The following is a 25182-nucleotide window of genomic DNA, read 5'->3' on the forward strand; positions in this document are numbered from 1 at the left end:
TGAAGACGGCGCGCCTTAAGCGCGCCGTCCATTGCAAACAGCAGACTGACTTTTCAGAGGCTGCCTGGTTCAGGCTTTGGGTTTGCGCTTCGTCACCTTGGCCGCGGCGGCCGGAACGGCCGGCTTGCGGCCGAGGCCCGAAGACTTGGCCAGTGCCGAACGGGTCGCGGAGTAGTTCGGCGCCACCATCGGATAGTCCGACGGCAAGCCCCATTTGCCACGATATTCCTCCGGGCTGAGACCATGGTCGGTCATCAAGTGGCGCTTCAGCGACTTGAATTTCTTGCCATCTTCCAGACAGACGATGTGGTCGGGAAACACCGACCGCTTCGGATTGACAGCCGGGTTCAGCGCGGGGCTTTCCACGGCGGCAATGCTGCCCAGCTTGCGCACCGATGCGCTGACGCTGGCAATCAGATCCGGCAGGCCAGACGCAGGGAGAGGATTGTTGCCGACATAGGCCGAGACGATGTCAGCAGTCAGTTCAATAGCGGTCTTGCTGTCGATGGTGTGCAATTCTGTTTCTCCCGCCGGTCATGAAGTTGCCGGCTTTTTTTAAGACTTCTCTTGATGTATCGACCTAGCTGCACCCCCCAACGGGTCGCTAAAGTCTCAATAAACGATCAAGAATCGGAACAGGAGGATGTTTCCACAACAGGTTGCAACGTTGCAAATTAGAAAATCTAATACTTGGAAACGGCCGACTTCGCGCCAGCAGATTTCAACTGCACGGACGCCGCAGGTTTAGAGTCGGCCAGTATGTCCAGAATGCGCTTCCAGCGGGCGCACCGGCCGAAATCTTTTTGCTCTATCGCCTTTTCGGCCTTCATGGCGGCGTAGAGCGGCGCCTCGGCGCCGAACTCCTTGAGCAGCCAGAATGCTTCCTGTCTGGCGAGGCGTTCATCGTCGTCAAGCATGTTCAGCCTCCGAGCGTTCTATGCCCACCGCAATACAGCTGCCGATGACGAGGACCGCACCGGCTATCGTGGTCAGCGTCAGCCTTTCGCCCGAAAGTGTCAGCAGCAGCGTCGATGCGATCGGGGTCAGATAGGCGATGACCGCAACCTTGCCGCCGCCTTCAAGCTTCAAGGCGCGCGACCAGAAATAATATCCCAGCCCCATCGGACCGGCGCCGAGATAGAGGCCAAGCAGGAGGTGCTCGCTGGATGGCCAGGCTGCGCCGTCGTGAATACACCACAGCAAGGTCAGGCCGACGCCGACCAATGCCGAAGGCAAAAGCAAACGCTCCGACGGTGTGGCCAGGCGGGCGACCGCAATCGAATAGAAGGCCATGCACAGCGCCGAGCCGAAGGCAGCGAGATAGCCGACGATGCTGCCCTGGAGAAAAGGCTGGCCGCGGCCACCCGAGATCACCAGCGCCACGCCGACAAAGCCGAGCACGGCAGTCAAACCCAGCAGCACGGGGCGTTGCCGCTTGCCCAGCACGATGACCGCCGCCGCGACCATCAGCGGCCAGGTGTAGGCGACGAGATTGGCCTCGATCACCGGCATGGACGCAAAGGCGATGTATTGCAGCACCATGGTGCCGACCAGGCCAATAAAGCCGACCGCGACCGGCGCCAGGGTGCCGTCAGCACCCTTGGAAAAGGCTGCGTCTTGCAGGCCCCTCTTCCGGCTCGCCAGATGGATGACGGCGAACACCAGAGCCGCTCCACAAAATTGCAGCAACTGCACCAGCGACACCGGATGGCTGGCCAGCAGCGATTTGCCGACCAGCGCGTTGGTCGACCACAGGGCGACCGCGCCGGCGGCGAAGACCAGGGCCGATGGCGAGCCCGATCCATCCCGGAATCGCCGAGACGGTGCCTTGTCCTTATCGCCGACCATGATGTTACCGACGGCCAAACCGGCGTCCACTTCTATGCTCTGGCTACCAGGATTCCCTTGACCCGCCCGGGACCGGCGCATCGGCCGCCGCCGCAACGGGACGTTCTTCCTCGAAGCGCCGATAGGCCGGCAGCTGGTTCGTCCAGACGTCTTCGGCCAGTTCGTTGACCCATTCGCGATCGTGATCATTATCGGCTGCGAGATAGAACATGCGATTGTCGTCGACATAGGGCTTGGCCACAGAGCGCTGGTTGAGGACCAGCGTGACGCGCGAGCCGAGCTGGATCGGCGCGGTGCGGTGCAGCACACCGAGAAACTGGCCGAGTGTGGCGTAGTTCATCTTGTGGTCGATGCGCATGACCTGGTTGCGCGGAATCTCGCGGCCGGATTCAAGGATGGCGCGGCCGGTCTCGGAATCGTCGCAGTAGATTTCGAGATGGCCGCCGACCAGCGGATTGCTGATCGACAGCGGAATGAGTTCGGTGACCGGGACACCGTCGCAATGCCAATCGACGGCGCCGTCCTTGGGATTCATGAAAGTGACGGTCGAGCCGACGATCGACAGCGGATAGGGCTCGAGCTTGGTGCCCATCATGTCGGACAGACGTTCCAGGCGCAGCTTGTCATGCAGCAACTCCTTGATCTCCGGGATAAAACGGTCGGCGCCGGTGATGAAGGTAAGGTCGAGGTGCTTGTGCACGGCGTGGCTGGCCTTGAGCTTCAACGCCGCCTCTTCGATCGCCGCCAGCAGCGCCGGGTCGTAGCCATGCAGATACTGCGCAACGCCGAAACCGGACACTTTCCAGGCCGTCTCATGACCGATAATGGCTTCTCGGCTCATCGCGTAGCGCAGTTCAGGTATGGTATGGGCGTTCATTCTACTTCTCCAGGATGGGGGCATCACTTGGTAAACTGTCGATTAATTTCCCCACCCCTGTAAAATTAGGAATGCTGGTGCTAGTGTAAGCCCAGCTTAAGGTCGAAACGCGTGCGTCTGCTCAGTCAGGTCAACCTCAATTCGCTGAAGATTGTCGAAAGTGCCGCCCGGCACCGTAACTTCACGCGCGCCGGCGAAGAGCAGTTTATTACTGCCTCCGCCGTCAGCCAGCGCGTTAAAAGCCTCGAGGACCAGCTGCGCTTCAAGATCTTCCAGCGCGGTGGCAATGCGGTGTCGCTGACACCCGAAGGCGAGACCTATGTGTCGCGCGTTCGCGAGGCGCTGGAGCGCATCGTGGCGGCCAGCATGGAGGCGACCGGACAGTCGCAGGCGCATGTGCTGAAGATTTCGGTGCTGCCGACGTTCGCGGCGCGCTGGCTGTTTGCCCGCCTGCCGCTGTTCCAGCGGCAATATCCCGAAATCGAGATGCGCGTCTCGACCTCCTACGCCACCAATGAGTTCGCCACCTCCGAGTTCGACCTTGAGATCCGCTATGGCGACGGCAGCTTTCCCGACCTCAAAGCGGACCTGCTGTTCAAGGAGGATTTGACGCCGGTGTGCAGCAGGAAGCTGTTCCACGAGGTTCTCGGCGATAGGCCGCCGTCAAAGGTGACGCCCGACGACCTCAGGCATTTCACGCTGCTGCATTCCGACACCTGCACGCAGAACTGGCAGTCGTGGCTGGGTTTTGCCGGCGCGAGTTCCGTGCTCGGCGAGACCAAGAGCATCTATTTCGATTCCTGCATGATGTCCTATGAGGCGGCCAATGCCGGCATGGGCTTTGCAGTCGCCAACCGCGCCTATATGGCGAGCGAGATCCGCGCAGAGAGACTGGTGGCGCCGTTTGCCGTGCATCACCCCAACACCGCCGGCTGGTATTTCGTCTGCCCGGTCACCGCGCCCTACACGCGCAAGGTGGAACTGTTCAAACAGTGGATCATGGCCGAGGCGGCGCTGACGCAGTGCCAGCTGGACGCCGGGATTGCCAGCGGCCCGGTGCTGCGCAAGGCCATTGCCTGAGGTCGGATTCTTTCCGCGGCCTTGCGGGATTTGCGGCCGTTTCAGCTGGTTTTGCGCAGACGGCACGAGCAGAACCGGCACGAAAACTGCCACCTCATGACGCAGGCGAGAGACTCAGCTATCTTCGGTTGTTGCGGCGGACCTGATATCCGCCTGGCCGGCGCTATCAGCTCACCTCCCAAGCGGCGCCGGCCTTCTTCTCCCGAAGGCTACCTTCAGCCTTGTCGTCCCGCTAAAACGATCATTGCGCCGGCTGATCGCCGCTGGCCGCCGGCTTTGGCGCCGAATCCGTCTGCGGGGTTTGATCGAGCACCGGGGCTTTGGTTGGCTGGATGTCGCCGTCGCAGGCGGCGAGCGCCAAGCTGGCGGCCAACAGAATCAGAAGCCTCTTCATGGCGACCTCCTAGGTCTGCCCTCTCCTTCGTAAGGCAACGAGGTGGTTCTTCGTAAGGCAACGAGGTGGTTCGGCTTTGGTTGCACGCTCGCAAACGACGCCGCGTCGGCTGGAACCAAACGGCGGCTCTGAGGTTGGTTGCCCAAAGGAGATCGCGCCATGATCCGTCTGCTCATTACCGGCCTTTTCGCTTACGCGACCTATCGCATCGCCAAGGAGATCATCAAGGACGTGCCTGACAATTTCGATCCGTTGCCGGTGCCTGGCGACGAACGCGCCGCCTTGCGGCGCCAGTCGGCGGCAACGGGTGTCGCGCCACGGCGGTAAGGGCGACTTCCGCCCGTTGCGAACAAAGCGGAAACGATGCTTGATAGGCGATGACCATCGCCATCAATGATTCGTCCTTGCGGCCCGCCTATCTGGCGAAGCTCAACGCCGAGCAGCGGCTCGCTGTCGAACATGGCGACGGCCAGATCGCCGGGCCGCTGCTGGTGATCGCCGGCGCCGGCTCCGGCAAGACCAACACGCTCGCCCACCGGGTCGCGCATCTGATCGTCAAGGGCGCTGATCCCAGACGCATTCTGCTTATGACATTCTCGCGCCGCGCCGCCACCGAAATGGCCAGGCGGGTCGAACGCATCGCCGGCGAGGTGCTGGGCCGAGACGCGTCCGTCATCGCCGACGCGCTGAGCTGGGCCGGTACGTTTCACGGCATCGGCGCCAGGCTATTGCGCGACTATGCGCTGACGATCGGCCTCGACCCGGCCTTTACCATTCACGACCGCGAGGATTCCGCCGACCTGATGAATCTTGCCCGGCATGAACTTGGATTCTCGAAGACCGAAAGCCGTTTTCCGACCAAGGGCACCTGCCTGGCGATCTATTCGCGCGCTGTCAACGCGCAGGCGCCGCTTGGCGAGGTGCTGGGTTCGGCCTTTCCGTGGTGTGCCGGCTGGGCCGAACAACTGAAGGCTCTGTTCGCCCGATATGTCGAGGCCAAGCAGGCGCAGAACGTGCTCGATTACGACGACCTCCTGCTCTACTGGGCGCAAATGGCCGCCGAGCCGGAGATCGCGGCGCATCTGGGCTCGCGTTTCGACCATGTGCTGGTCGACGAATACCAGGACACCAACCGGCTGCAGGCCTCGATCCTTTCGGCGCTGAAGCCGGACGGCGCCGGACTGACAGTGGTGGGCGACGACGCGCAGTCGATCTATTCGTTTCGCGCCGCGGAAGTGCGCAACATCCTCGATTTCCCGCAACAATTCGCGCGAGCCGCCGATGTCATCATGCTGGAGCGCAACTACCGCTCGACCGTGACTATTTTGGCGGCAGCCAACGCGGTCATCTCGGAGGCGTCGGAGCGCTTCACCAAGAACCTCTGGTCGGAGCGCAAATCCTCGCAAAGGCCGAAACTGGTCAGCGTGCGCGACGAGGCCGAGCAGGCGAACTATGTCTGCCAGGCCATCCTGGCCGAGCGCGAGGCCGGCACGGTGCTGAAATCGCAGGCGGTGCTGTTTCGCGCCTCGCACCACGGCGGCCCGCTGGAGATCGAACTGACGCGCCGCAACATCCCCTTCGTCAAGTTCGGCGGGCTCAAATTCCTCGACGCCGCCCACGTCAAGGACGTGCTTTCGGTGCTGCGTTTTGCCGAGAACCCGCGCGACCGCGTCGCCGGCTTCCGCGTGCTGCAGCTCCTGCCCGGCATCGGCCCTTCGGCGGCGAGCACCATCGTCGAGACCATGGCGACATCGCTCGACGAGGAAATGGGGCTGGCCCGCTACCGGCCGCCGCAACGCGCGGCTGAGGACTGGCCAGCCTTCGTTGCGCTTTATTCCGGCCTGCGCGCCCGGTCGGGGAAATGGCCGGCCGATCTCGAACAGGTCAGGCTGTGGTACGAGCCGCATCTTGAGCGCATCCACGAGGATGCGACGACGCGGCGGACCGACCTCATGCAGCTCGAGCAGATCGGTTCCGGCTATGCTTCGCGCGAGCGCTTCCTGACCGAGCTGACGCTGGATCCACCGGATGCGACCAGCGACCAGGCCGGGCCGCCGCACCGCAACGAGGACTATCTGATCCTGTCGACCATTCATTCGGCCAAGGGCCAGGAATGGAAGAACGTCTTCGTGCTCAACACCGTCGATGGCTGCATCCCGGCCGATCTCGGCGTCGGCACCAAGGAAGACATCGAGGAGGAGCGCCGGCTGCTTTACGTCGCTATGACGCGGGCCAAGGACGGCCTGCATCTGGTGACGCCGCAGCGCTTCTTCACCCACGGCCAGGCAGCGCGCGGCGACCGCCACGTCTACGCCTCGCGAACCCGTTTCATCCCGGCCTCGATCCTCGGCGCTTTCGAGCAGACCTCGTGGGCGAGCGTCCACGCCAAGGACGATCCGCGCCACAGACCTGAAGTCCGCGTCGACCTCGGCGCCCGCATGCGCGGCATGTGGAAATAGCCGCAACCGTGAATGCCGGCAGGGAGCGACCTCAAGAGCAAATCGTCCTGTCATGGCATCTCTCAGGGAACCTCGGGCCGCCAGCCGCGTTTTCTGGCGTCCAACCCGCGATCGGAGGGCGGCGGCCGCCGCCCTTCCGCCCATCCAGAGAGGCCAGAATGCACGACGCGATGTTCTTCACCCCCGTTGCCGTTAGCGTTGGCGCCGGCCACAAACGCATGCTCGCCTCGCTGTTCGACATGCATGATTTCCTGACCGAATTTCCGCCGTCACGCCGGCGCCTGAGCTATGGCGCGGCCGTGAGGGCTTGCGAGGCGGCGCGCGCCGGAGAAATCTCGACCGAGGCCGCACGCGATGCCCTGATCACCTTTGCGGTCACGGCAGGCATCCTCTGGCCCGCGGTCCAGCCGGCCGTCTCGGTCAAGCCGGTCGCACACGGTTATGGCGGCTACGCCGTCTGAGACGGCCGGGACCAGGCCTGCCCAGCAAAAAAGATCACTCGGACTTGCCGGCAGACGTCGAACGACAAACACGTCTTGGTGATCCCACCAAGCGTCCACTTCATCTTGGAGTAACTCGGCATTGGAAGCGTCTTGAGATAGTTTGATCACGAACCCAAGATCCATGGCCCATGCCGTATTTCTCAACCGCGATGTCGGCCTGTTCACTGTTCAAATGCAAACCGAAAGCCAAATTCACTCGGTGGCGTCTCCATTTGAAGAAAAGGCAGGGTTCGCGAGCCGTGAGTTGTGAAATCGGAATGCCACCAGGCCGCACAAAGCTGAACAGACGAACCAGCCATCGCGACCAGTTGTTATCGGCATGTGGAAAAGAATGAAAGCGCAAAGACTGCATCATAGAGCCGGCCAAAAACTGCCTCCTCCGGTATCGATCGCGACTAAATGGCTTTAACCTTGAATTCGTTCGCCAGGAAAGAAATCGCTTGTGGATAATCGGAACTGACGAGATCGATGTCTTCATCCTTTACAAGGTGCCGCGTCACGCATCCATACCTTGAGGCGAACTCGAGGAGTGAAAAAGGCCCCCGGCCTAGATGCCGTGTTAAAATTCCTTTGAGTTTTTGCATTGCTTGCCCATTTCTGAGATATTAACTGGCCTTTGAGACGTCAGACACAAATCCATTATGGCTGATCAGGAAAATGAAAGGATGGAACAACGGAAACTCTACGGATTATTTGTTCTCTAAGTAATTGTCGTTCCAACAGTTTAGGCCGACTTCTGGATCACTGACTCATCCGATCTATGAGCAGTGGATAACGGTACAAGCCGCCGAGGCGGGTACCACGCGCGATAGCGAGCGACGCTGCAGCCACCGTTTCGCCATCGGGTTGATCCACACCTCGAAGCAGAAATGGACGGCCAACCCGCAAGCAGCGGCGGACGCAGCAAGCGAGGACTATTTTAGGTACATCTGAAGGCATCATATCGATGCGGCAGGCCAACGGATCGCAGCGCCACCATTAGACCGAAACACTTGCGTTAAGGAACGAGGCCTGCTGCAGTCGACACCATGGAAGCTGACGGCGCCGCTGCGTGTTCCAGGTCGCATTGCCGCGATCAGTTTGAAAAGCGCCTGCGCCCGACCGGAGCCTCGCCTGGCGCCCGCATTTCAATGCAACGTCGGATCACCGGCCAGCAGGGCGCGCGGCCCGGTCGTTTCGAAACTGACCTGGTCGCGGCCGTTGGACTTGGCCTTGTAGAGGTGCCGGTCGGCCGTCAGGAACATGTCGGCATAGGTGGTGGGTCCGCTGAAGGCGACGCCACCGATGCTCACCGAGAGCGGACAGGGCCGTCCATCCGGGGCAAACTCGACCTCGCGGATGCGCCGCCGGATCCCCTCGGCAACCAGCCAGGACTGCGACGGGTCGGCGCCAGGCAGGAAGATGGCGAACTCCTCGCCGCCGATGCGCCCGACGATGTCGGCGCCGCGCAACTGGGCCTTGATCGTCTGCGCAATCAGCTTGAGCGCCTGATCGCCGCAATCGTGGCCCAATCGATCGTTGATGGTCTTGAAATGATCGGCGTCGACGATCAGCAGGGCGCCGGCATCGACGACGGCCTGGCTGCGCGCCTGTTCGAGATAGGCCTCGACCAGCATCGAAAACGCGCCGCGGTTGAACACCGCGGTCAGGCTGTCGGTCGCCGCGACGATGCTCAGATTCTTCTGGGCGATCGCCAGCTGGCGCATCTTGTACATCAGGAAAGAGAAGAACGATCCACCCAGCAAGAGCGGCAGCAACAGGTCGGTGAGCTGCGCCCAGCGCAACGCTTCGGGCGACAGCGACGGAAAATTGTAGGAATCGACAAGGAAGGCCGCCGCGATACAGATCGCCGTGCCGACAACCGTGACTGCTATGACCCTGCCCAAGCTCGTGGGCGAAAGATCGACCCGCATGCCATTTCTCCCACTGTGTTCGCCATTTTGCAGCGGGAACACAAATGAAACCCTAAAATCTTACCTGCAATTCGAATGTGGTTAACCAGATCAATGCCAGCAAAAGCGCTAGCGACTTTCCCGGGAAAAGTGCGCAGCGCTTTCCCTGAGAATTGCCAAGACAAAGGGATAGCGCGTTTCACCGTTTCCGTTAAACGATAAAACGCTCCGGCAATCGAAAGGCGCGATCGGTTGCCTTGTGAGTGGCGACAAAAAGCCCGCCACTTGCGCGGCGGGCTTTCCGACTGGCCGGAGGCTTCTCGTCAGCGCATGTCCCTCGGGAAGTCTGGGCCATGCGGTAGGAGAGTGCCGTAAAGCCTCACGGCTGGCTCGACACTCCCGGCGAAACCTGTCTCAGCGACGCGAGATCATAAGGCATAGCTGCCGCAGATCGCTGTCGTAGGTGCCCTCGCTGGCGAGCACATCGACGCAGCGCTTCTTCATACGTGTCAGCTGGCTGTTCGACATGCTGGCGACGACACCGGGTGTCCCAGGGGTGCCTGGTGTTCCAGGAGTTCCTGGAGTGCCGGGGGTACCGGGCGTGCCCGGCGTTCCGCCAATGCCGACGCCGACACCGACGTTGATGCCGCTGCCGACGTTGACGCCGACACCGGCCTTGATACCTCCGCTGCCGCCGACCGTGGCCCCAACACCGGCCTTGATGCCACCGGCTCCGCCGACCGTCGCGCCAGCGCCGGCCTTGATGCCGCTGCTACCGCCGACTGAGGCGCCGAGGCCCGCAGTAACGCCGCTATTGCCGCCGACCGTTGCGCCAGCACCCGCCTTGATACCGCCGCTGCCGCCGACCGAGGCGCCGGCACCGGCCTTGACCCCGCCGCTTCCGCCGATCGAAGCGCCAACACCTGCATTGATGCCGCCAGCACCGCCGATAGATGCGCCGACACCGACGCCAATTCCGCCTCCTGCATTCGCGTGAGCGGCAAAAATAACGATAATTGCACCCGCCGCCAGTGCTCTAGCGATTTTCTGAGTGATATTAACCATGACACTCTCCTTGTTGCCGTTCTGCTTTGTGCATTGCAACATGCCAGCAAACCAAAGCAGACATATGCTTATGCACTCACAGCTACGCACGAGTCTTCCTTATAGTTTCTTTATTTTTTTCGACATAGGCCGTTGTAGTTCTCAATCAGTGTACTCGGTTTCTAAAAAAAAATATGTTTTTGCTTCAATATTTAAACTTTGTTGAATTTATTAAATAGAAACTCTACTGAAAAATGGAGCAGGTTGTAGCGGCCGGCCGAGCAAGGGGCGGCGCCAAAGGGCGGCACAAGCCACCTGGCAGCGTCGTGCAACCACGGGCTTCAAAAACCCGGCTTGGGATTCAGGCTGGAGGTTGAGGCTTTGGCGCTGTCCGTCGCGTCCAGAGGCGGTTCACTGGTATCGGCGGCCAGGTCGCAGATGGCACAAAGCACCGAGGGATGTCGCGTCCGGCGTCTTCAAACGCAAACCGCGGTCAAGAAATCAGGCGTAGGCGCGGCCTTCGTCGGTGCGTTGGAAAAACGCCAGGTCGAGCTGCACCGAAGGCCGGCCGAGAATGGTCAGGATGGCGTGCGCCTGGCCGCGGTGATGGGTCTGGTGATTGAAGACGTGGCCCAGCGCCGGCGCCAGTCTTTGCGAGACGGTGCGCATGTCGGAAACGGTCATGTAGGAAAAGCGGCCGGACAAGGCCTTGTCGCTCAAGGCGCCCACCCAGTCGGCGATCCGCCTGTCCTCGGCCTCACGCGCCAGCCTGAGGCCAGGCAGCGCCCGGTGCAGGATGGCGTCGAGCTTCGTCGGCGCGTCACCCTCGCCGGTGAAGCGTTTCATCCAGATGCGGTCGGTGGCGAGCAGATGATTGAGCGTGCCCATCATGGAGCCGAAGAAGGCACCGACATTGCGGTTGAACTCTTCCTCGTCGAGCTCGGTCACGGCATCGTAGATGCGGCCATTGGCCCATTGATTGTAGGCCGCGAACATCATGAAATGCTGTTTCATCTTTTTTCCCGCCGACGAGTTCCGCTTCAGCCGCAGGCGACTAATTAGACCGCGAGGGCGCAGCCGCCAATGACCATTCTGTTCCATGAACTCGTCGGACACGACGCGACCCGTCCGTTCAGCCCGCATTGCTGGAAGGAGGCGGCGGCAGCAGCTTAGGGAATAGGCAGTAGGCAATAGGGTCCGAGCGCTGTACTGCCTACTGCCTACTGCCTACTGCCTACTGCCTACTGCCTACTGCCTATTCCCCACACAAGTCTCCTGATCGCCATGCCACCACCCCCCGATTTCACCGATGATTTTCGCGCCGGGCTGGTCACGCTGCTGCGCTGGCGCCGGGATGTGCGGCGCTTCGAGCGGACGGCTTTGCCCGAGGGTACGCTGGAGCGGCTGCTGGAGCTTGCCAGCATCGCGCCGTCCGTCGGTCTCAGCCAGCCGTGGCGCTTCGTGGTGGTCGACAGCGCCGAGCGGCGGGGCGCGGTGAGAGACTGTTTCGAGCGCTGCAATGCCGAGGCGCTGGCATGCTTTTCGGGCGAGCGCGCCGCTCTCTATGCCCGGCTGAAGCTCGCCGGTCTCAATGAAGCGCCCTGCCAGTTCGCGGTTTTCGCCGACCGCACGACGCAACAGGGCCATGGGCTCGGCCGCATGACGATGCCGGCAACCATCGACTATTCGGCCGTCATGGCGGTGCACACATTGTGGCTGGCGGCGCGGGCTGAAGGCATCGGCATGGGCTGGGTGTCGATCCTCGACGCCGCCGAGATGGCCGCAATCCTGGACACCCCGCCTGAGTGGACGCTGATCGGCTATTTCTGCCTCGGCTATGCCAGCGAGGAGCATGATCTGCCGACGCTGGAACGCGAGGGCTGGGAGCAGCGGCGGCAGCCGGTGGTGATCAGGCGGTAAGGCTGCCCATCACTTCGTCTCTTCTTTGCCGACCAGCTTGACGCAGATCGGGTCGCCCTTCGGCATCGGCGTGCATTGCCATTCGGGGCCGAAGCCGAAGTTCGTATCTGTGCGGCGACCCAGAAAGAGCAGCAGAACAAGGCCCACGGCAGCAAAAATGCCGATAACCAATAGGCTCCCTTTTATGTCGCCCGGCCTGAGGTGGTGGTAGGGCCAGCGCGTCCCGTCAAACATGGTCCGATGTCTTTCCGTTCCGCTGATTTCCCTTCGAAACCGTGCGTGCCTGCGCAATCGCCATTTTCCCGCAAAGCCTTGCCTTTGACCAGAGCGTTGCGAACAGCCATGCGGGCGGTCGCGGCCGAATAACGCTGCCGGGGCGCGTCCCCTTGGCAATGGGCCGGGCGGCTTGTATAGAGCCCGCCACTCCCAATTCCACTCTTCATCACCCAATTCCTCTCTTCATCACCCAATTCCTCTCTTCATCACAAGGATGACCAATGGCGATCGAACGCACCTTTTCCATGATCAAGCCGGACGCGACCCGGCGCAATCTTACCGGCGCCATCACCAGGATGCTGGAAGAGGCCGGCCTGCGCGTCATTGCCTCACGTCGGGTATGGATGAGCCGCCGCGAGGCCGAAGGCTTTTACGCCGTCCACAAGGATCGTCCGTTCTTCGGCGAACTGGTGGAATTCATGTCGTCGGCGCCGACCATCGTGCAGGTTCTGGAAGGCGAGAACGCCATCGCCAGGAACCGCGAAGTGATGGGCGCCACCAATCCAGCCAACGCCGCCGAAGGCACCATCCGCAAGGTGCACGCGCTGTCGATCGGCGAGAATTCCGTGCACGGCTCCGACGCGCCGGAAACCGCCGTCCAGGAGATCAAGTACTGGTTCTCGGACACCGAGATCGTCGGCTGAGCCGACCATCAGCTTTGAATAAAAAGGCCGGCTCATTGCCGGCCTTTTTCGTTGCTGCCCGTGATCAACTCGCTGCGTTGAATCGCAAAATGTCGCGGCCGTCTTTGTCGGCGATGATCAGCTTGCCGCCATCGACACGGTATGACGCCGCCTTGGCGAGCGCCTCGAACATGGCCTTTTCCTCGGCCATGATCTCCGGCGCGCAGGCCTTGTAGGTCGAGCCGATGTCGCTGATGACGATGGTCTCGCCATCGACTTTGGCGGTGGCGAAATAGGCGTTGCACGGGCCGCTGCCGCCCGCCTTGCCGGCTTCGCTGACCCGGAACGTCGCCTGCGGCTCCGAAATCACGCCGATACCGTCGATATATTCGACTAGCCAGCTCTGGCCGAACAGCGAGGCCGAGGTCGGCTTGTCGCTCGGCGCCACCATTTTCAGCACAATGGCGTGCGGCGCCTCGCTGAGCGGATCGACCTGATAGCGCGAGTCCGTGACGAACAGCAGCTTGTCGTCGGCGGTGATGCGCGCCTGCAGCGCATAGGTCATGTTGGGCCGGATCACCGTTGGATCGAAGCTGATCTCGAACTTGATCGGCACCTGGCCGGCCGGCGCTACCTTGCGCTCGCCGACAATGGCGGCCGGCGCATCGGCCAGCGATACATCGGCAAGTTGAACCGACAGCACGGCGTTGGGCGGCAGCGCGATGCGCTCGCGATACATCACCTCGCCCTTCAGGGTTTTCTCGGCGGCGACGGAAGGCTCGGGAACGGCCAGAACGCCGATAACCAGCGGCACAAAACCGAAGACGAAGAATTCGGCGATCCTGTCCAGCATGCCCTTGCTCCCTTTTTGCCGATGCGATTTGGCCAAGGGAATGCGGTCAATACATGGCTGCGCCGAGATTTATTCGGGCCGCGCCTTCCAGCGCGCCGCAGCCTGGTCGTCGGCGTCCTTGGCCTCGACCCAGCCGCCATCGGTGCCGTCCACGCGGTGCTCCTTCTTCCAGAAGGGTGCACGCGATTTCAGGAAATCCATCAGGAAATTGGCCGCTTCGAACGCCGCCTGCCGGTGCGAGGACGCCGCCACCACCAGCACGATGTTTTCGCCCGATGCGATCTTGCCGTGGCGATGGATGACGGTCAGGCCTTGCAACGGCCAGCGCTGAAGCGCCTCGCCGGCGATCCGGCTGATTTCGGCCTCGGCCATGCCTGGATAGTGCTCGAGTTCCAGCGCCGACAGCTGGCCCTGCTCGTCGCGGCAAAGTCCTGAGAAGGACACCACGGCGCCGATGTCGGCGCGACCCCCGGTCAGTTTCGCGATCTCGGCGGCAACGTCGAAATCGTCGCGCTGGATGCGCACCGTCGGCGCGCCGGACATGGTGTCAGCCCCCGGTCATCGGCGGAAACAGCGCGATCTCGCGCGCGCCGGCTATCTTCTCGCGATGCTCGACATGTTCCTGGTTGATGGCGACGCGGATCACATCAGGATATTGCAGCGCGTGCTCATATTCCTCGCCACGCGATTTCAGCCAGCGCAGGAGGTCGGCCACCGTCTCGATACCGGCGGGCAGTTCGACATCCTCTTCCGGCTTGCCGATCCGTTCGCGCACCCAGGCGAAATAAATGAGCCGGGTGATCATCTCACTCGTCCATGATGTGCTTGAGGCCGGCGCGGAAATAGTCGTAGCCGGTGTAGAGCGTGACGAGGGCTGCGATCCACAGCAGCACCAGTCCGGTCTGCGTGGTCAGCGGGAAGATCTTGTCGCCGGCAGGCCCAGCCAGCAGGAAGGCGATGGCGACCATCTGGATGGCGGTCTTCCATTTGGCGAGCTGCGTCACCGGCACCGAGACTTTCAATGCCGCCAAATATTCGCGCAGCCCCGAAACCAGGATTTCGCGGCACAGGATGATGATTGCCGCCCACAACGACCAGCCTGCGATGCCGGCATGGCGGTCGGTGTCGGCGGCGAGCAGCAGCAGGCAGGTGGCGACCAGCAGTTTATCGGCGATCGGATCCAGCATCTTGCCGATGTTGGACGTCTGCTGCCAGGCGCGCGCCAGATAGCCGTCGAGATAGTCGGTGATCGAAGCCAGCAGGAAGATGATCAACGCCGACCAGCGGGCGAAGTCGCTCGATTTCAGATGCCCCTCGAGAAAAAAGCACAGCACCACCAGCGGCACCGCGACGATGCGGGCATAGGTAAGCATATTAGGCAGGTTGAACGCGCGCTTGGCCATATCTCAGGGACTCTTTCTGCCTGCGTACTCAAATCAGAACCGGATGTAGGGGGTCAACAGGCGAGATTCGATTGGCCAGACGAAAATAGCGCGCGATTGCCGGGATTCGAGTGGCCTGCGAGAAAAGAACGGCTGCTGCCATTTGATCGGGACAGCGGCGTCACCGGCGCTCAGCTCTCATGGAAATGATTGTAGACGAGCTTGGCGACCTGCTCTGAAATACCGTCGACCTTGACCAGATCCTCGACTGCCGCGCGGCTGACCGCCTTCGCAGTGCCGAAGGCCAGCAGCAGCGCGCGCTTGCGGCCGGGACCGATGCCGGCGATCTCGTCGAGCGGGCTCTTGACCAATTCCTTCTTGCGCCGCGCGCGGTGCGAACCGATGGCGAAGCGATGCACCTCGTCGCGCAGCCGCTGGACGAAATAGAGCACGGGATCGCGGACGGGCAGCGAAAACGAGTCCCTGCCTCTGACGAAGAAACGCTCGCGGCCGGCATCGCGGTCCTGGCCCTTGGCGATGCCGATGGCCGCCACGCGATCCTCGATGCCGAGGTCGGCGAGGATCTTGCGCACCGCGCTCATCTGGCCCTGGCCGCCATCGATCAGGATGACGTCGGGCCAGGCCGGGAAGCTGCCGGAGATGTCTTCTTCGATGTCGTCGCCTGCTCCACCGGCTGCCGCGTCGTCGGGAACGACATCGCCATGTTCCTTCAGCAGCCGCGAAAAGCGCCGTTCCATCACCTCGCGCATCATGCCGAAATCGTCACCGGGCGTGATCTCGGTCGAGCGGATGTTGAATTTGCGGTACTGGTTCTTCACAAACCCTTCCGGCCCGGCGACGACCATGGCGCCAACGGCGTTGGTGCCCATAATATGCGAATTGTCATAGACCTCGATGCGCACCGGCGGCTTCGGCAGGCCGAAGGTCTCGGCAAAGCCGGCGAGTAGCCGGCCTTGCGTGGAGGTTTCGGCCAGCCGGCGGCCGAGCGCCTCGCGGGCATTCTGCAGCGCGTTGTCGGTCAAATCCTTCTTCTCGCCGCGCTGCGGCACCGAGATCGACACTTTACGGCCGGCGCGGGTGGACAGCGCTTCGGCCAGCAGTTCCTGATCCTGGACGCCTCGCGACAGCAGAATGTTCCGTGGCGTCGGCTTGTCGTCATAGAACTGCGCCAGGAACGAGCCCAGCACTTCCGCCCCCTCCAGTGCCGGATCGGCCTTGGGGAAATAGGCGCGGTTGCCCCAGTTCTGGCCGGTGCGGAAGAAAAACACCTGGATACAGACCTGGCCGCCCTCCTGATGGATGGCAAAGACATCGGCCTCGTCGACCGTGGCCGGGTTGATGCCCTGATGGCTCTGCACATGGGACAGTGCAGCCAACCGGTCGCGATAAATGGCGGCGCGCTCGAAATCGAGCTCCTGCGAGGCCTGCTGCATGGCGGCAGAGATTTCGGTCTTCACCTTCTGGCTGCGGCCGGACAGAAAATCCTTCGCCTCGCTGACCAGCTCGGCATAGTCGCCATGCGAGATTTCGCCGGTGCAGGGACCGGCACAGCGCTTGATCTGGTAGAGCAGGCACGGCCGGGTGCGGTTTTCGTAAAAGGAGTTGGTGCAGCTCCTGAGCAGGAACGCGCGCTGCAGCGAATTGATGGTGCGCCCGACCGCGCCGGCCGACGCAAAAGGTCCGAAATAGTCGCCCTTGCGCGAGCGCGCACCGCGATGCTTGTAGATGCCGGGCGAGACGTGATCGCCGGTCAACAGGATGTAAGGGAACGACTTGTCGTCCCGCATCAGCACATTGAAACGCGGCCGCAAGCGCTTGATGAGATTGGCCTCGAGCAGCAGCGCTTCGATTTCGGTGCGGGTGACGACGAACTCCATCGTCGATGTCTCGCGCACCATGCGGCCGATGCGGGCGGTGTGGAACCGGCCTTGCGCGTAGTTGGTCACCCGCTTCTTCAGGCTGCGCGCCTTGCCGACATAAAGCACGTCGCCGGCAGCGTTCATCATGCGGTAGACGCCGGGCGCATTGGGCAGCCGCTTGACCAATGTCTGGATGACCTCGGCGCCGACCATGCCGTCGGCGTCGCCGGCATGCGGCGCCCAGTCTATCGCTGTGAAGGCGACATCGGGCCCGGTGGCCTCGGGCTCGACGATCTCCTCGACCGCTTCATCCTCAAGCTCGATGTCAGGCGGCATATCGTCGGCGGCGCCGGCGCGCGTCTTGTGTTTCTGGTCTGCGGGACTCATTCCACCATGCCTGTCACATCCGGCGTCTGCCATGCAAGATGCTGGCCGCCGTCGAGCGCGATCATCTGGCCGGTCACCGAGCGCGCCTCCCAGAGATAGCGGATGGTGGCGCCGAATTCGGCCAATTGCGGGCCGCGCTTCAGAATCAGGCCATCGACCTGCTTTTGGAAATCATCATCGTCCTGGCGCGCATTCTTCAGCGCCGGACCGGGACCGATGGCGTTGACGCGGATGCGCGGACCGAGCGCCTGTGCCAGCATTTCGGTCTGCGTCCACAGGGCCGACTTCGACAGCGCATAGGAGAAATAGCGCGGCGTCGGCCGCCAGACGCGCTGGTCGATGATGTTGACGATCAGCCCCTCCTGCCCTTGCGGCAAGGCGCGGGCGAAGTTTTGCGCCAACAGCGCCGGCGTCTTCACATGGATGGCGAAGTGAAGGTCCCATGCCGCCCAGTCGAAGTCCTCGACGCTATCGTCGACGAACAGCGACGCATTGTTGACAAGAAGCGTGACCGGGCCGAGCGCTGCCGCGGCGCGGCCGACGAGATCGCCAACCGCATCCATGTCGGTCAGATCGGCGGCTACCACGCCGGCGCGGCCGCCTCCGTCCCTGATGCTCGCAGCCAGCGCGTCGGCCTCGGCGGTCGAGCGGTTGGCGTGGATGGCGACGGCAAAACCGTGCGCGGCCAGATCCTCGACGATCGCCTTGCCGATCCGCTTCGCCCCGCCCGTCACCAGCGCCGTTCCGGCGGCTTCGATCATCTGTCAATCCTCAATCTGCGCCTCAATTCGGCTAGCGGCACATTGTGACGCGCCCAGGGGTTAAATGCCGTTTCCACCTGGGGCAGGAATGTGGCGAAACGGCTTTTTCGCCGCCGGCACCGCCCCGGATTCGGGTCGGCAGGACCGCAATATAGGACGCTGAACCCGTTGCACCAAGCCGAGTGCAGTGCAGCATCGCCTGCGTACTGACATTTCGCTGTTGCGAAGATGCAACGTCAAGCTTCGGCCTCATTCGTGCCGGGGAATGACCCATTTTCAGGTTCGCTGCCGCCGCATTTTGACACGACATTCGGAACCGTTGAGTGCCAGATCCGTTTCACCCCCGGACGGGTTGATGGCGCTCAGGACAAACAAGCCTACGTGTCTTGTGGCTTAAGGAGTAAACAACAATGCAAACCAATCTCAAATTCGCGCCGCTCGCGGTTGCGCTCGGGCTCTTCGCCCTCAGCGGTACCGCTTTTGCTGCCGATGTCGTCTCGGAAGAGCCCCCGGCGCCAGCCCCGATCGCCGAGCTCCCCGTCGCTTCCTGGGCCGGCCCGTATGCCGGTCTCAGCGCCGGCTACGGCTTCAGCGGTCATGCCAAAGTCCACGACGGCGGCCCCGACATCAAGACCAAGGGCTTTGTCGGCGGCGTTTTCGGCGGCTACCAGTGGCAGCAGGAAAACTTCGTGTACGGTGCTGAAGCCGATCTCGGCTACAACGGCGTCAAGGGTGACAGCGGCGGCGTCAATTCCAAGGGCGGCTTCGAAGGCTCGCTGCGCGCCCGTCTGGGTTACGCCGTGACCCCGGAAATCCTGCTCTACGGCACCGGCGGCGGCGCCCTGAAGAACCAGAAGGTCTCGGTCCCCGGCGACAGCGACAGCAACACCATGCTCGGCTGGACGGCCGGCGTCGGCACCGACATCAAGATCACCGACAATGTGTTCGGCCGTGTCGAGTACCGCTACACCGACTTCGGTTCCAAGAGCTTCGACAGTGTCGGCACCAAGGTCAAAGAGAGCGACAACCGCGTCACCTTCGGCGTCGGTATGAAGTTCTAACTGTCGTTCAAGCCACGACACAAGAAAGCCGGGCCTCGCGCCCGGCTTTTTTTGTTTCGCCCGTCAGGCCGGCACAGCCACCTTCAGCCCCGGAAACTTCTCATCGAAACGCGCTGCCCAGCGGGTCAGGCGGCCGCGGCCCTTTTCCCATTTGCCGGCGAAGCGCAGAGAGAGGTAGCCGAGGCAGGCACGCAACGCCAACTGGCCAAGCGTGATCTTCTTCGGCAGCTTCGGCGGATTGGCGTTGAGGAAATCGAGTGCGGCGGTGATCTTGGTCCACTGGCGATCGAGCCAGGGTTGATAGACCATCTCCTCCGGACGCGTGCGCCGCTCATAGACCATCGACAGCGCGCAGTCGCATATGCCGTCGGCCAGCGCCTCCAGCACTTCGGCCTCGAGGCGCTTGTCGGCATTGCGCGGCAACAACAGGCTCTTCGAAGCGCGGTTGAGATGCTGGGTGATGGCGCGGCTGTCGTGGATCGAGCGGCCGTCGTCGAGCACCAGCACCGGAATCTTGCCGAGAGGATTGGCTGACATCAGTTCAGCAGGCTTGTCCTCGGTCTTGACCGGCACCAGTTCGACGGCAATGCCGGCATGGAGTGCTGCCATGCGCACCTTGGAACTGTAGGGGGATGAGGACGCGTAGAGCAGCTTCGGCATGATCGGTTCCCTGTTTTCGGACGGCCAGTGCATGTCGCTCAACAATGCGGCTCCGGTCTTGAGAACGACGCGCGTAAAACAAAGGTCTAGAGCGCGTCGCCTGAACCCCATCGGATGCGACCGCCTTAGTGTTGGCCGATCTTCCCTGAGGGAGCAACTGCCAGAAGGGCAAAACCAGGCGGCCAATCCGCCGACAATGAAATCGCCAATGCATGTCTCACAGAAGTGGCGTCAATTTCGAGAGAACGACATGCATCAAAACAAGACCTAAATCACAACAAAAAAGCTCCCGGGAATCTGCCAGTCGGCAAAGTTCCCGGGAGCTTTGAGATGGTCCGCTGTTACTTCTTCTTGGCGGCTGGCTTTTTGGCCGGTGCAGCCTTCTTCACAGCTGCCGTCGACTTGGCGGCGGCGGCCTTCATCGGAGCCTTGGCGGCGGGTTTTGCCGCTGTCTTGGCTGCCGGCTTCTTGGCGGCGGGCTTGGCTGCTGCCTTCGCAGCAGGCTTCGCCACAGCCTTGGCGGCCGGCTTCTTGGCGGCGGGTTTCGCTGCTGCCTTGGCGGCGGGTTTTGCAACTGCCTTAGCTGCCGGCTTTGCCGCTGCCTTGGCGGCCGGCTTTGCCGCTGCCTTCGGTGCTGCCTTCTTTACTGCTGCAGGTTTCGCGGCAGCTTTCGGTGCCGCTTTCTTTGCCGGCGCTTTCGCCGCCGGCGCCTTCGTCGTGGTCTTTGCCATGCGATGCCCCTTGCGTTTGTGCCAATGGCCGTGAGTGACCCGGCGAGCTAATGCATATCTGACTCGTGCGTATCTAGCCAGCGAAGCATTACATAGAATTTCGCAAATTAAGTTTCGGTTACGCTGAGAGCATTATCGCAATGATCGGCACAGAAATCGGCAAAGACTCTTCCCGCTTCGCAGCGAACTGTTGCGAGAGAAATCTCTGATATCGAGACTCACACGATCTTTTCGTCAAGCTCACATTCTCTTGCAACGCCGTCGATCTCACGCGGTCATCGGCGACCTATCGGATGGCAACAATCATCGCACCGCAGAGGCTGATCTTGCTTCATCCCCACGGTTGCAGGAACAGCACTAAACTAAACACGAGCTTTTTGCTCGTATATCGAAAGTGGTTGGATGAAAGCCAGGAAAGACAGCACTTGAAGGACAGCCTGTTGTGTGTCGGACGTCTCCCAGACGAGAAGGGAGATCGCCAGCTTCGGCGCAAGAGATGCCCAACGGAAATGGGAAACGAAAGATAGGGGAATCCTCCTCCCGGGAAGCCGCGATCCCTTGGAAGCCAAGAGGTGCAGGCCCTAAACGCCAACCCGCTCGCGCACCTGCAGCCGGCGCGAAGGCTCGGCTTGGTGGAGGTGGACGGCAAACGTATCCCGGCGGCGCAATGCCGATCTGCATCAGGATCCGCCCGATCTCGCCGCGGTGATAGCCGCCATGCGTGACGACATGGGTCAGCATTTCCTGGCGTGACATCATCGCCCTGTCGCCATCGGTGAAGGTGAAAGCACAGGCTCTGACATGAGCTTTGGCGAGACGGCTCCGATATAGTCGAGATACCAACGATCCATCGCAGCGACATCAGCGCTCAATTCATCGAGTGCCGGTGTGTCCACGGTGTTGTCGGACGCATAGCCATGACGCGTGCCGGAAAGATGCGCGGCGAATATCTTCGATACGACGAGGTTGTGGTTGATGAGACGGGTCGCCGTGTGACGCTGATCGACATGCTCCTGCTGGTCGAGGCCCGCAAGCTTCTCCAGCAATTCACCATTCGCCCAGATTTGATAAACGTAGAGGCTGCGGAGCAAATCCAGCGCGTCCATGGTCTGTATCCTTTCCAAAAAATGTGAGTATGTTATCTATATTCTTGGCTGCTGGAGCAGACATGTCTACTCGCATTGCAAAGCCGCGCTCACGCATGCGCAAGCAGCCGCGCCAGGCGCGTTCGAGAGCGACGGTCGAGGCGCTCATCGAAGCCGGTGCTCATGTTCTGAGCGCGCTCGGCTGGGCCGGCTTCACCACCAACAAGGTGGCCGATGCGGCCGGCGTCAGCATCGGCTCGCTCTATCAATATTTTCCCGACAAGCTGTCGCTGGTCGAAGCAATTCGCCGGCGACATTTCGATCAGGTGCTGTCGGTGATCGCCGAATCAGCAGAAGGCGACAAGCCGCTCAAGCGATTCGCGCAGGAGCTGGTGCGCGGCATGATCGATGCGCACAGCATCCATCCGACGCTGCATCAGGTGCTGCTCGACGAGGCGCCGGGCGATCGCGGCTCACGCGCCGCCCATGCCTCGTTCCAGTCGCGCTATCTTGATCACTACACGGCGGCGGTGGCGCAATATCGCAGGCGCAGAAAGGACAATGAGACCGTGGCCCGGGTGCTGTCCTCAGCGGTCGAGGGCGTCATCCACAATGCCGCGCGGCGAGACATGCTCGACTTGCCGGAACTGCAGAAGCAGTTGGTCGAGCTGATCTGCGCTTACGTATCTGGTGGGAAGGCGATGTGAGGCAGCGGCAGCAGTTCGGAGATTGGCGAAACCGGAGCGACATCAGATCTCCCCCTTGCGGGGAGATAGCAGGTTCAACGGCGGTTCTTATCCGACCTTAGCGCAGGACGCGGCAGCGGCCGTTGTAGACCATCCAGCGGTCGAAGCCCGAGACGCAGAATTCGACATTGTCGCCGATCGAGGCAAAACCCTGGCCTTCCTCGATCAAGTACCAGATGGTGCGGGCGCGGCCATCGGAAAGGCTGACGGTGGCGCCGCAATAGCGGCGGCCGATCGGCCATTCTTCGCTGGCCGGGAGATAGCGATGCTGGTGGATGCGTTGGAAATCGGTGATCGAAACATCCGGCAGATGCGGCACGTGATGCACCTGGTAGGAGAAGCGGCTGGAGATCTTGCTTAGCACCCATGCCTCGCCGCAAACGCCGCTGTCCTCGTCGGAATAGACGGAAAGGTCGGCGGCCTGTGCTGGCTGGCCAAGGGATGCGGCCAGCGGCGTGCAAAGCGAAATCAGGGCAGCAAGAGCGGATTTGGCAAAGCGAGTCATGGCAGCCTCTCAAAGGTCGACTGCGCCCACTTTGCGGATTCGGCGGCGCGCGGTCAAGCGGTCGCCCTGACGATGGTTTCCCGCTCCGCAACCGGTTTTGCCGGTGCGAAGCTGCGAAACCACGTCCTGACCTTCGAAAAAGCTCGCCTTGCCCATTAGGAAAAGCGGCCTGCCCATGGCCGGCGGGCCGCCGAAACCCGGTTCAGCCTTGCTTGGCGTCGCCCTGCGGTATGGCGGCCGGGTCCATCCACATCGCTTCCCAGACGTGGCCGTCAGGATCGGCCAGGCTGCGATTGTACATGAAGCCATAATCCTGTTGGGCGTTGATGTCGGCGGCGCCGCCATTTTTCGCCGCCGCCTCGTTCATCGCATCGACCGCCGCGCGGCTGTCGCAGGACACGGCAAGCATGACCTCGCTCGAGGTGGCCGGTGGGATGGGGCGATCGGTGAACTGACGCCATTTGGCATGGGTGAGCAGCATGACGTTGATCATTTCGCTCAGCACCATGCAGGCTGCGGTGTCGTCGGTGAAGTGCGGGTTGTTGTCGAAACCGAGAGCTTTGTAGAAGGCCATCGACGCAGCGAGGTCGGCGACGGGCAAGTTGACGAAGATCATACGGGGCATAGGGTCTCCTTGACAGTACACAGTTGAAACCGGACCGGCGTTGCGCCGGACCATCCTCCGATGCCTTCTCTCAACGCACCGGTTTTGCTTTGCCGCGCAGCCTCTCGGTCTACGCCTTCTGCATCGCTTCGACCTCTTCGATGAAGCCGAGCAAAAACTGCATCTCGGCCGCCGAATATTCTCCAGCAATGCGGCGCCCGCCTCTGGATCGGATGGTAGCAGCGCCGGACGAGTTCCTCGGTCTTCTTGCCCGCCGCGACCATGACCTTGCGCCTGTCATCGGGATCCGGCTGACGGCTGACGAAGCCGCGCTTTTCCAGCCGGTCGATCAACGTCGTGACCGCCGCCGGCGTGAGATTTGTCTCCCTCGCTACGAGGTTTGCCGGCCCCGCCGGCCGTGATTGATCGCACCGAGACAGCGGCGCTCGGCAGCGCTCAGCACAAAGATTTCGGCGACGGCCCATCGAACGTTTCGACGGCATCCTGCCAGCGCGACATCGCGAAGCCTATCGCGTTGACCAGTTCCTCTTCTGTCGATCTTGGCATTCGATTCGAAATCTAATAATTAGATATCTATCTATCTGATTCTGGGATTAGCGTCAACGCCGAGCCGATTAGATGTGCATCTCCATGGTTTCGGTTCGTTGAACACAGCTGAGCATTCGCGGATGGCGCCACCGTCAAAACCTCTAGCGACTTTGTGTCTTTGCCGCGGGCGTCGCCCGCTGCGAAGCGTCGCTACTCCCCGGCCAGCCATTCCAGCGACCAGTGCGCCGGCTTTTCGACCGCCAGCAATCTGTGCAGGACCGGCAGCACGATGCGCAGTTCGCGCTCCAGCGTGAAGGGCGGGTTGACCACCACCATGCCGCTGCCGTCGAGGCTTGGTTCACGCGATGCCGGCCGGATCTCGAAGTCGATGTCGAGCAACTTTGGGACGCCGGATTGCTTGAGCGCCTTGCGGAAGGCGATGATCGCTTTGCGATCCTTGATCGGATACCACAGCGCGTAGATGCCACCCGGCCAGCGCTTGTGCGCTTTCTGCATGCCATCGACCAGGCGGTCGAATTCGCCGGCTTCCTCGAACGGCGGATCGATCAACACCAAGCCGCGCTTCTCCTTTGGCGGCAGATGCGCGCCAAGCGCCAGCCAGCCGTCGAGTTCGATCACCCTTGTCTGGAAATCGCCGGCAAACAGCGTCTTCAGCCTGGCAGCATCTGCGCCGTGCAGTTCGATCGCCGACAACCGGTCCTGCTTTCGCATGAGGTGCCTGGCGATCAGTGGCGAGCCCGGATATTTCTTCACCCCGCCATCGGGATTGAGCGAACGCACCGCTTCAAGATAGGGGGCAAGCAGCGCAGCCGCCGATTTTTCGATCGGGGCGTCGATCAAGCGGCCGATGCCGCCTTGCCATTCGCCGGTCTTTTGCGCTTCCGCCGATGACAGATCGTAGCGGCCAATGCCGGCATGAGTGTCGACGACACGGAAGGCCTTGTCCTTCTGCTTCAGATAGTCGAGCAGAAGGCTGAGCACGACATGCTTGACGACGTCGGCGAAATTGCCGGCGTGATAGGCGTGACGGTAGTTCATGCC

Annotated in this window: 32 protein-coding genes; 9 read left to right on the top strand and 23 right to left on the bottom strand. The window is 61.9% G+C overall.

Features of this window, described 5'->3' with window-relative positions:
- Positions 1 to 69: 69 nt before the first annotated feature.
- The 4 genes from X750_RS147020 to X750_RS1000000166475 form a co-directional block, all read right to left on the bottom strand.
- Positions 70 to 516, bottom strand: a complete 447-nt coding sequence (locus X750_RS147020; RefSeq protein ID WP_023670270.1) for a MucR family transcriptional regulator — start codon at positions 514 to 516, stop codon at positions 70 to 72.
- A gap of 167 nt (positions 517 to 683) precedes the next feature.
- Positions 684 to 917 (bottom strand): hypothetical protein, encoded by a 234-nt coding sequence (locus tag X750_RS147015; protein ID WP_023684750.1) that lies wholly within the window; start codon positions 915 to 917, stop codon positions 684 to 686.
- Positions 910 to 1878 carry a DMT family transporter gene (locus tag X750_RS147010; protein ID WP_245271865.1) on the bottom strand — a complete coding sequence of 323 codons (969 nt, stop codon included), beginning with the start codon at positions 1876 to 1878 and terminating at the stop codon, positions 910 to 912. The genes X750_RS147015 and X750_RS147010 overlap by 8 nt, the downstream gene beginning before the upstream one ends.
- Positions 1879 to 1891: 13 nt before the next feature.
- Positions 1892 to 2725: a hypothetical protein gene (locus X750_RS1000000166475; protein ID WP_023670267.1), complete on the bottom strand. Its 834-nt coding sequence runs from the start codon at positions 2723 to 2725 to the stop codon at positions 1892 to 1894.
- 111 nt (positions 2726 to 2836) lie between these two features.
- On the opposite strand from X750_RS1000000166475, the gene X750_RS147000 reads away from it, so the two are divergent.
- Complete coding sequence (locus X750_RS147000) at positions 2837 to 3805, top strand: LysR substrate-binding domain-containing protein (protein WP_023705327.1); 969 nt, start codon at positions 2837 to 2839, stop codon at positions 3803 to 3805.
- 241 nt (positions 3806 to 4046) lie between these two features.
- Here X750_RS147000 and X750_RS1000000166480 read toward each other — a convergent pair whose 3' ends face one another.
- Positions 4047 to 4199 (bottom strand): hypothetical protein, encoded by a 153-nt coding sequence (locus tag X750_RS1000000166480; RefSeq protein ID WP_023693936.1) that lies wholly within the window; start codon positions 4197 to 4199, stop codon positions 4047 to 4049.
- Between the two features lie 159 nt (positions 4200 to 4358).
- On the opposite strand from X750_RS1000000166480, the gene X750_RS1000000166485 reads away from it, so the two are divergent.
- From X750_RS1000000166485 to X750_RS1000000167400, 4 genes are all read left to right on the top strand, one after another.
- Entirely contained in the window at positions 4359 to 4526 is a 168-nt protein-coding gene (locus X750_RS1000000166485; RefSeq protein ID WP_023684745.1) for a hypothetical protein, read from the top strand.
- 50 nt (positions 4527 to 4576) lie between these two features.
- Positions 4577 to 6658: an ATP-dependent helicase gene (locus X750_RS146995; protein WP_023705329.1), complete on the top strand. Its 2082-nt coding sequence runs from the start codon at positions 4577 to 4579 to the stop codon at positions 6656 to 6658.
- A 158-nt stretch (positions 6659 to 6816) separates the two neighbouring features.
- Positions 6817 to 7119 (top strand): DUF982 domain-containing protein, encoded by a 303-nt coding sequence (locus X750_RS146990; protein WP_023684743.1) that lies wholly within the window; start codon positions 6817 to 6819, stop codon positions 7117 to 7119.
- A gap of 163 nt (positions 7120 to 7282) precedes the next feature.
- A complete protein-coding gene (locus tag X750_RS1000000167400; RefSeq protein ID WP_280790697.1) occupies positions 7283 to 7411 on the top strand; it encodes a hypothetical protein in 129 nt (42 codons plus the stop codon).
- 877 nt (positions 7412 to 8288) lie between these two features.
- On the opposite strand, the gene X750_RS146985 is transcribed toward X750_RS1000000167400, so the two are convergent.
- The 3 genes from X750_RS146985 to X750_RS146975 all read right to left on the bottom strand — a co-directional run bounded on the left by X750_RS146985 (position 8289) and on the right by X750_RS146975 (position 11111).
- Positions 8289 to 9074: a GGDEF domain-containing protein gene (locus X750_RS146985; protein WP_023747891.1), complete on the bottom strand. Its 786-nt coding sequence runs from the start codon at positions 9072 to 9074 to the stop codon at positions 8289 to 8291.
- Between the two features lie 393 nt (positions 9075 to 9467).
- Positions 9468 to 10118 carry a hypothetical protein gene (locus X750_RS146980; RefSeq protein ID WP_023747892.1) on the bottom strand — a complete coding sequence of 217 codons (651 nt, stop codon included), beginning with the start codon at positions 10116 to 10118 and terminating at the stop codon, positions 9468 to 9470.
- A gap of 480 nt (positions 10119 to 10598) precedes the next feature.
- The gene (locus X750_RS146975) at positions 10599 to 11111 is read right to left on the bottom strand and encodes a DinB family protein (protein WP_023747893.1); all 513 of its coding nucleotides are present in this window, start codon (positions 11109 to 11111) and stop codon (positions 10599 to 10601) included.
- Positions 11112 to 11381: 270 nt separating this feature from the next.
- Between X750_RS146975 and bluB the strand changes: the two genes are divergently transcribed.
- Positions 11382 to 12017, top strand: coding sequence for a 5,6-dimethylbenzimidazole synthase (bluB, locus tag X750_RS146970; RefSeq protein ID WP_023747894.1), 636 nt, complete (start codon positions 11382 to 11384; stop codon positions 12015 to 12017).
- A gap of 9 nt (positions 12018 to 12026) precedes the next feature.
- Here the strand turns inward: bluB and X750_RS146965 are convergent, their stop codons facing one another.
- The gene (locus tag X750_RS146965) at positions 12027 to 12251 is read right to left on the bottom strand and encodes a hypothetical protein (protein ID WP_023747895.1); all 225 of its coding nucleotides are present in this window, start codon (positions 12249 to 12251) and stop codon (positions 12027 to 12029) included.
- Positions 12252 to 12514: 263 nt separating this feature from the next.
- Here X750_RS146965 and ndk point away from each other — a divergent pair, with 263 nt between their 5' ends.
- Positions 12515 to 12937 carry a nucleoside-diphosphate kinase gene (gene ndk, locus X750_RS146960; RefSeq protein WP_023747896.1) on the top strand — a complete coding sequence of 141 codons (423 nt, stop codon included), beginning with the start codon at positions 12515 to 12517 and terminating at the stop codon, positions 12935 to 12937.
- 64 nt (positions 12938 to 13001) lie between these two features.
- On the opposite strand, the gene X750_RS146955 is transcribed toward ndk, so the two are convergent.
- The 6 genes from X750_RS146955 to X750_RS146930 form a co-directional block, all read right to left on the bottom strand.
- Positions 13002 to 13769, bottom strand: a complete 768-nt coding sequence (locus X750_RS146955; protein ID WP_023705336.1) for a YbaY family lipoprotein — start codon at positions 13767 to 13769, stop codon at positions 13002 to 13004.
- A gap of 69 nt (positions 13770 to 13838) precedes the next feature.
- Positions 13839 to 14312, bottom strand: coding sequence for a molybdenum cofactor biosynthesis protein MoaE (locus X750_RS146950; RefSeq protein WP_023684727.1), 474 nt, complete (start codon positions 14310 to 14312; stop codon positions 13839 to 13841).
- A gap of 4 nt (positions 14313 to 14316) precedes the next feature.
- Positions 14317 to 14574, bottom strand: coding sequence for a molybdopterin converting factor subunit 1 (moaD, locus tag X750_RS146945; protein WP_023673448.1), 258 nt, complete (start codon positions 14572 to 14574; stop codon positions 14317 to 14319).
- Between the two features lies 1 nt (position 14575).
- Positions 14576 to 15172: a CDP-diacylglycerol--glycerol-3-phosphate 3-phosphatidyltransferase gene (gene pgsA, locus X750_RS146940; RefSeq protein ID WP_023673449.1), complete on the bottom strand. Its 597-nt coding sequence runs from the start codon at positions 15170 to 15172 to the stop codon at positions 14576 to 14578.
- A gap of 170 nt (positions 15173 to 15342) precedes the next feature.
- A complete protein-coding gene (uvrC, locus tag X750_RS146935) occupies positions 15343 to 17418 on the bottom strand; it encodes an excinuclease ABC subunit UvrC (RefSeq protein WP_023715084.1) in 2076 nt (691 codons plus the stop codon).
- Complete coding sequence (locus tag X750_RS146930; protein WP_023684725.1) at positions 17415 to 18179, bottom strand: SDR family oxidoreductase; 765 nt, start codon at positions 18177 to 18179, stop codon at positions 17415 to 17417. Before X750_RS146930 ends, uvrC begins: the two co-directional genes overlap by 4 nt.
- A gap of 410 nt (positions 18180 to 18589) precedes the next feature.
- Between X750_RS146930 and X750_RS146925 the strand changes: the two genes are divergently transcribed.
- Positions 18590 to 19240: an outer membrane protein gene (locus X750_RS146925; RefSeq protein ID WP_023684724.1), complete on the top strand. Its 651-nt coding sequence runs from the start codon at positions 18590 to 18592 to the stop codon at positions 19238 to 19240.
- Positions 19241 to 19303: 63 nt separating this feature from the next.
- Here X750_RS146925 and X750_RS146920 read toward each other — a convergent pair whose 3' ends face one another.
- The 4 genes from X750_RS146920 to X750_RS01000000163135 form a co-directional block, all read right to left on the bottom strand.
- Positions 19304 to 19900, bottom strand: a complete 597-nt coding sequence (locus X750_RS146920; protein WP_023689091.1) for a glutathione S-transferase family protein — start codon at positions 19898 to 19900, stop codon at positions 19304 to 19306.
- Between the two features lie 341 nt (positions 19901 to 20241).
- Positions 20242 to 20631: a hypothetical protein gene (locus X750_RS1000000165885; protein WP_023742331.1), complete on the bottom strand. Its 390-nt coding sequence runs from the start codon at positions 20629 to 20631 to the stop codon at positions 20242 to 20244.
- A gap of 357 nt (positions 20632 to 20988) precedes the next feature.
- Positions 20989 to 21390, bottom strand: coding sequence for a DinB family protein (locus X750_RS1000000167605; protein WP_348524358.1), 402 nt, complete (start codon positions 21388 to 21390; stop codon positions 20989 to 20991).
- The gene (locus X750_RS01000000163135) at positions 21387 to 21737 is read right to left on the bottom strand and encodes a hypothetical protein (RefSeq protein ID WP_348524359.1); all 351 of its coding nucleotides are present in this window, start codon (positions 21735 to 21737) and stop codon (positions 21387 to 21389) included. The genes X750_RS1000000167605 and X750_RS01000000163135 overlap by 4 nt, the downstream gene beginning before the upstream one ends.
- 62 nt (positions 21738 to 21799) lie before the next feature.
- Between X750_RS01000000163135 and X750_RS146910 the strand changes: the two genes are divergently transcribed.
- A complete protein-coding gene (locus tag X750_RS146910) occupies positions 21800 to 22423 on the top strand; it encodes a TetR family transcriptional regulator (protein ID WP_031202005.1) in 624 nt (207 codons plus the stop codon).
- 97 nt (positions 22424 to 22520) lie between these two features.
- Here the strand turns inward: X750_RS146910 and X750_RS146905 are convergent, their stop codons facing one another.
- From X750_RS146905 to X750_RS146885, 4 genes are all read right to left on the bottom strand, one after another.
- Entirely contained in the window at positions 22521 to 22967 is a 447-nt protein-coding gene (locus X750_RS146905; RefSeq protein WP_023747898.1) for a hypothetical protein, read from the bottom strand.
- A gap of 202 nt (positions 22968 to 23169) precedes the next feature.
- Positions 23170 to 23592, bottom strand: a complete 423-nt coding sequence (locus X750_RS146900) for a VOC family protein (RefSeq protein ID WP_023747899.1) — start codon at positions 23590 to 23592, stop codon at positions 23170 to 23172.
- Positions 23580 to 24074, bottom strand: coding sequence for a MarR family transcriptional regulator (locus X750_RS1000000164760; RefSeq protein ID WP_084013015.1), 495 nt, complete (start codon positions 24072 to 24074; stop codon positions 23580 to 23582). The genes X750_RS146900 and X750_RS1000000164760 overlap by 13 nt, the downstream gene beginning before the upstream one ends.
- A gap of 256 nt (positions 24075 to 24330) precedes the next feature.
- Positions 24331 to 25179 (bottom strand): 23S rRNA (adenine(2030)-N(6))-methyltransferase RlmJ, encoded by an 849-nt coding sequence (locus tag X750_RS146885; protein WP_023747902.1) that lies wholly within the window; start codon positions 25177 to 25179, stop codon positions 24331 to 24333.
- Between the last annotated feature and the right edge of the window lie 3 nt (positions 25180 to 25182).

Source organism: Mesorhizobium sp. LNJC391B00 (genome assembly GCF_000502535.1).
In the GTDB taxonomy this organism is placed as follows: domain Bacteria; phylum Pseudomonadota; class Alphaproteobacteria; order Rhizobiales; family Rhizobiaceae; genus Mesorhizobium.

What these genes read in the sequence shown, in the direction of transcription:
- X750_RS1000000166475 (WP_023670267.1), bottom strand. Translation starts at nt 2,725, where the DNA reads ATGAACGCCCATACCATACCTGAACTGCGCTACGCGATGAGCCGAGAA.
- X750_RS146980 (WP_023747892.1), bottom strand. Translation starts at nt 10,118, where the DNA reads ATGGTTAATATCACTCAGAAAATCGCTAGAGCACTGGCGGCGGGTGCA.
- pgsA (WP_023673449.1), bottom strand. Translation starts at nt 15,172, where the DNA reads ATGGCCAAGCGCGCGTTCAACCTGCCTAATATGCTTACCTATGCCCGC.
- bluB (WP_023747894.1), top strand. Translation starts at nt 11,382, where the DNA reads ATGCCACCACCCCCCGATTTCACCGATGATTTTCGCGCCGGGCTGGTC.
- X750_RS146975 (WP_023747893.1), bottom strand. Translation starts at nt 11,111, where the DNA reads ATGAAACAGCATTTCATGATGTTCGCGGCCTACAATCAATGGGCCAAT.
- X750_RS147015 (WP_023684750.1), bottom strand. Translation starts at nt 917, where the DNA reads ATGCTTGACGACGATGAACGCCTCGCCAGACAGGAAGCATTCTGGCTG.
- moaD (WP_023673448.1), bottom strand. Translation starts at nt 14,574, where the DNA reads ATGATCACCCGGCTCATTTATTTCGCCTGGGTGCGCGAACGGATCGGC.
- X750_RS146910 (WP_031202005.1), top strand. Translation starts at nt 21,800, where the DNA reads ATGTCTACTCGCATTGCAAAGCCGCGCTCACGCATGCGCAAGCAGCCG.
- X750_RS146990 (WP_023684743.1), top strand. Translation starts at nt 6,817, where the DNA reads ATGCACGACGCGATGTTCTTCACCCCCGTTGCCGTTAGCGTTGGCGCC.
- X750_RS146900 (WP_023747899.1), bottom strand. Translation starts at nt 23,592, where the DNA reads ATGCCCCGTATGATCTTCGTCAACTTGCCCGTCGCCGACCTCGCTGCG.
- X750_RS146965 (WP_023747895.1), bottom strand. Translation starts at nt 12,251, where the DNA reads ATGTTTGACGGGACGCGCTGGCCCTACCACCACCTCAGGCCGGGCGAC.
- X750_RS1000000165885 (WP_023742331.1), bottom strand. Translation starts at nt 20,631, where the DNA reads ATGGCAAAGACCACGACGAAGGCGCCGGCGGCGAAAGCGCCGGCAAAG.
- X750_RS146950 (WP_023684727.1), bottom strand. Translation starts at nt 14,312, where the DNA reads ATGTCCGGCGCGCCGACGGTGCGCATCCAGCGCGACGATTTCGACGTT.
- X750_RS1000000166480 (WP_023693936.1), bottom strand. Translation starts at nt 4,199, where the DNA reads ATGAAGAGGCTTCTGATTCTGTTGGCCGCCAGCTTGGCGCTCGCCGCC.
- X750_RS1000000167605 (WP_348524358.1), bottom strand. Translation starts at nt 21,390, where the DNA reads ATGATGTCACGCCAGGAAATGCTGACCCATGTCGTCACGCATGGCGGC.
- X750_RS146920 (WP_023689091.1), bottom strand. Translation starts at nt 19,900, where the DNA reads ATGCCGAAGCTGCTCTACGCGTCCTCATCCCCCTACAGTTCCAAGGTG.
- X750_RS1000000167400 (WP_280790697.1), top strand. Translation starts at nt 7,283, where the DNA reads ATGGCCCATGCCGTATTTCTCAACCGCGATGTCGGCCTGTTCACTGTT.
- X750_RS146995 (WP_023705329.1), top strand. Translation starts at nt 4,577, where the DNA reads ATGACCATCGCCATCAATGATTCGTCCTTGCGGCCCGCCTATCTGGCG.
- ndk (WP_023747896.1), top strand. Translation starts at nt 12,515, where the DNA reads ATGGCGATCGAACGCACCTTTTCCATGATCAAGCCGGACGCGACCCGG.
- X750_RS146885 (WP_023747902.1), bottom strand. Translation starts at nt 25,179, where the DNA reads ATGAACTACCGTCACGCCTATCACGCCGGCAATTTCGCCGACGTCGTC.
- X750_RS1000000166485 (WP_023684745.1), top strand. Translation starts at nt 4,359, where the DNA reads ATGATCCGTCTGCTCATTACCGGCCTTTTCGCTTACGCGACCTATCGC.
- X750_RS1000000164760 (WP_084013015.1), bottom strand. Translation starts at nt 24,074, where the DNA reads ATGCCGTCGAAACGTTCGATGGGCCGTCGCCGAAATCTTTGTGCTGAG.
- X750_RS146930 (WP_023684725.1), bottom strand. Translation starts at nt 18,179, where the DNA reads ATGATCGAAGCCGCCGGAACGGCGCTGGTGACGGGCGGGGCGAAGCGG.
- X750_RS146955 (WP_023705336.1), bottom strand. Translation starts at nt 13,769, where the DNA reads ATGCTGGACAGGATCGCCGAATTCTTCGTCTTCGGTTTTGTGCCGCTG.
- X750_RS01000000163135 (WP_348524359.1), bottom strand. Translation starts at nt 21,737, where the DNA reads ATGGACGCGCTGGATTTGCTCCGCAGCCTCTACGTTTATCAAATCTGG.
- X750_RS146925 (WP_023684724.1), top strand. Translation starts at nt 18,590, where the DNA reads ATGCAAACCAATCTCAAATTCGCGCCGCTCGCGGTTGCGCTCGGGCTC.
- X750_RS146905 (WP_023747898.1), bottom strand. Translation starts at nt 22,967, where the DNA reads ATGACTCGCTTTGCCAAATCCGCTCTTGCTGCCCTGATTTCGCTTTGC.
- X750_RS146985 (WP_023747891.1), bottom strand. Translation starts at nt 9,074, where the DNA reads ATGCGGGTCGATCTTTCGCCCACGAGCTTGGGCAGGGTCATAGCAGTC.
- uvrC (WP_023715084.1), bottom strand. Translation starts at nt 17,418, where the DNA reads ATGAGTCCCGCAGACCAGAAACACAAGACGCGCGCCGGCGCCGCCGAC.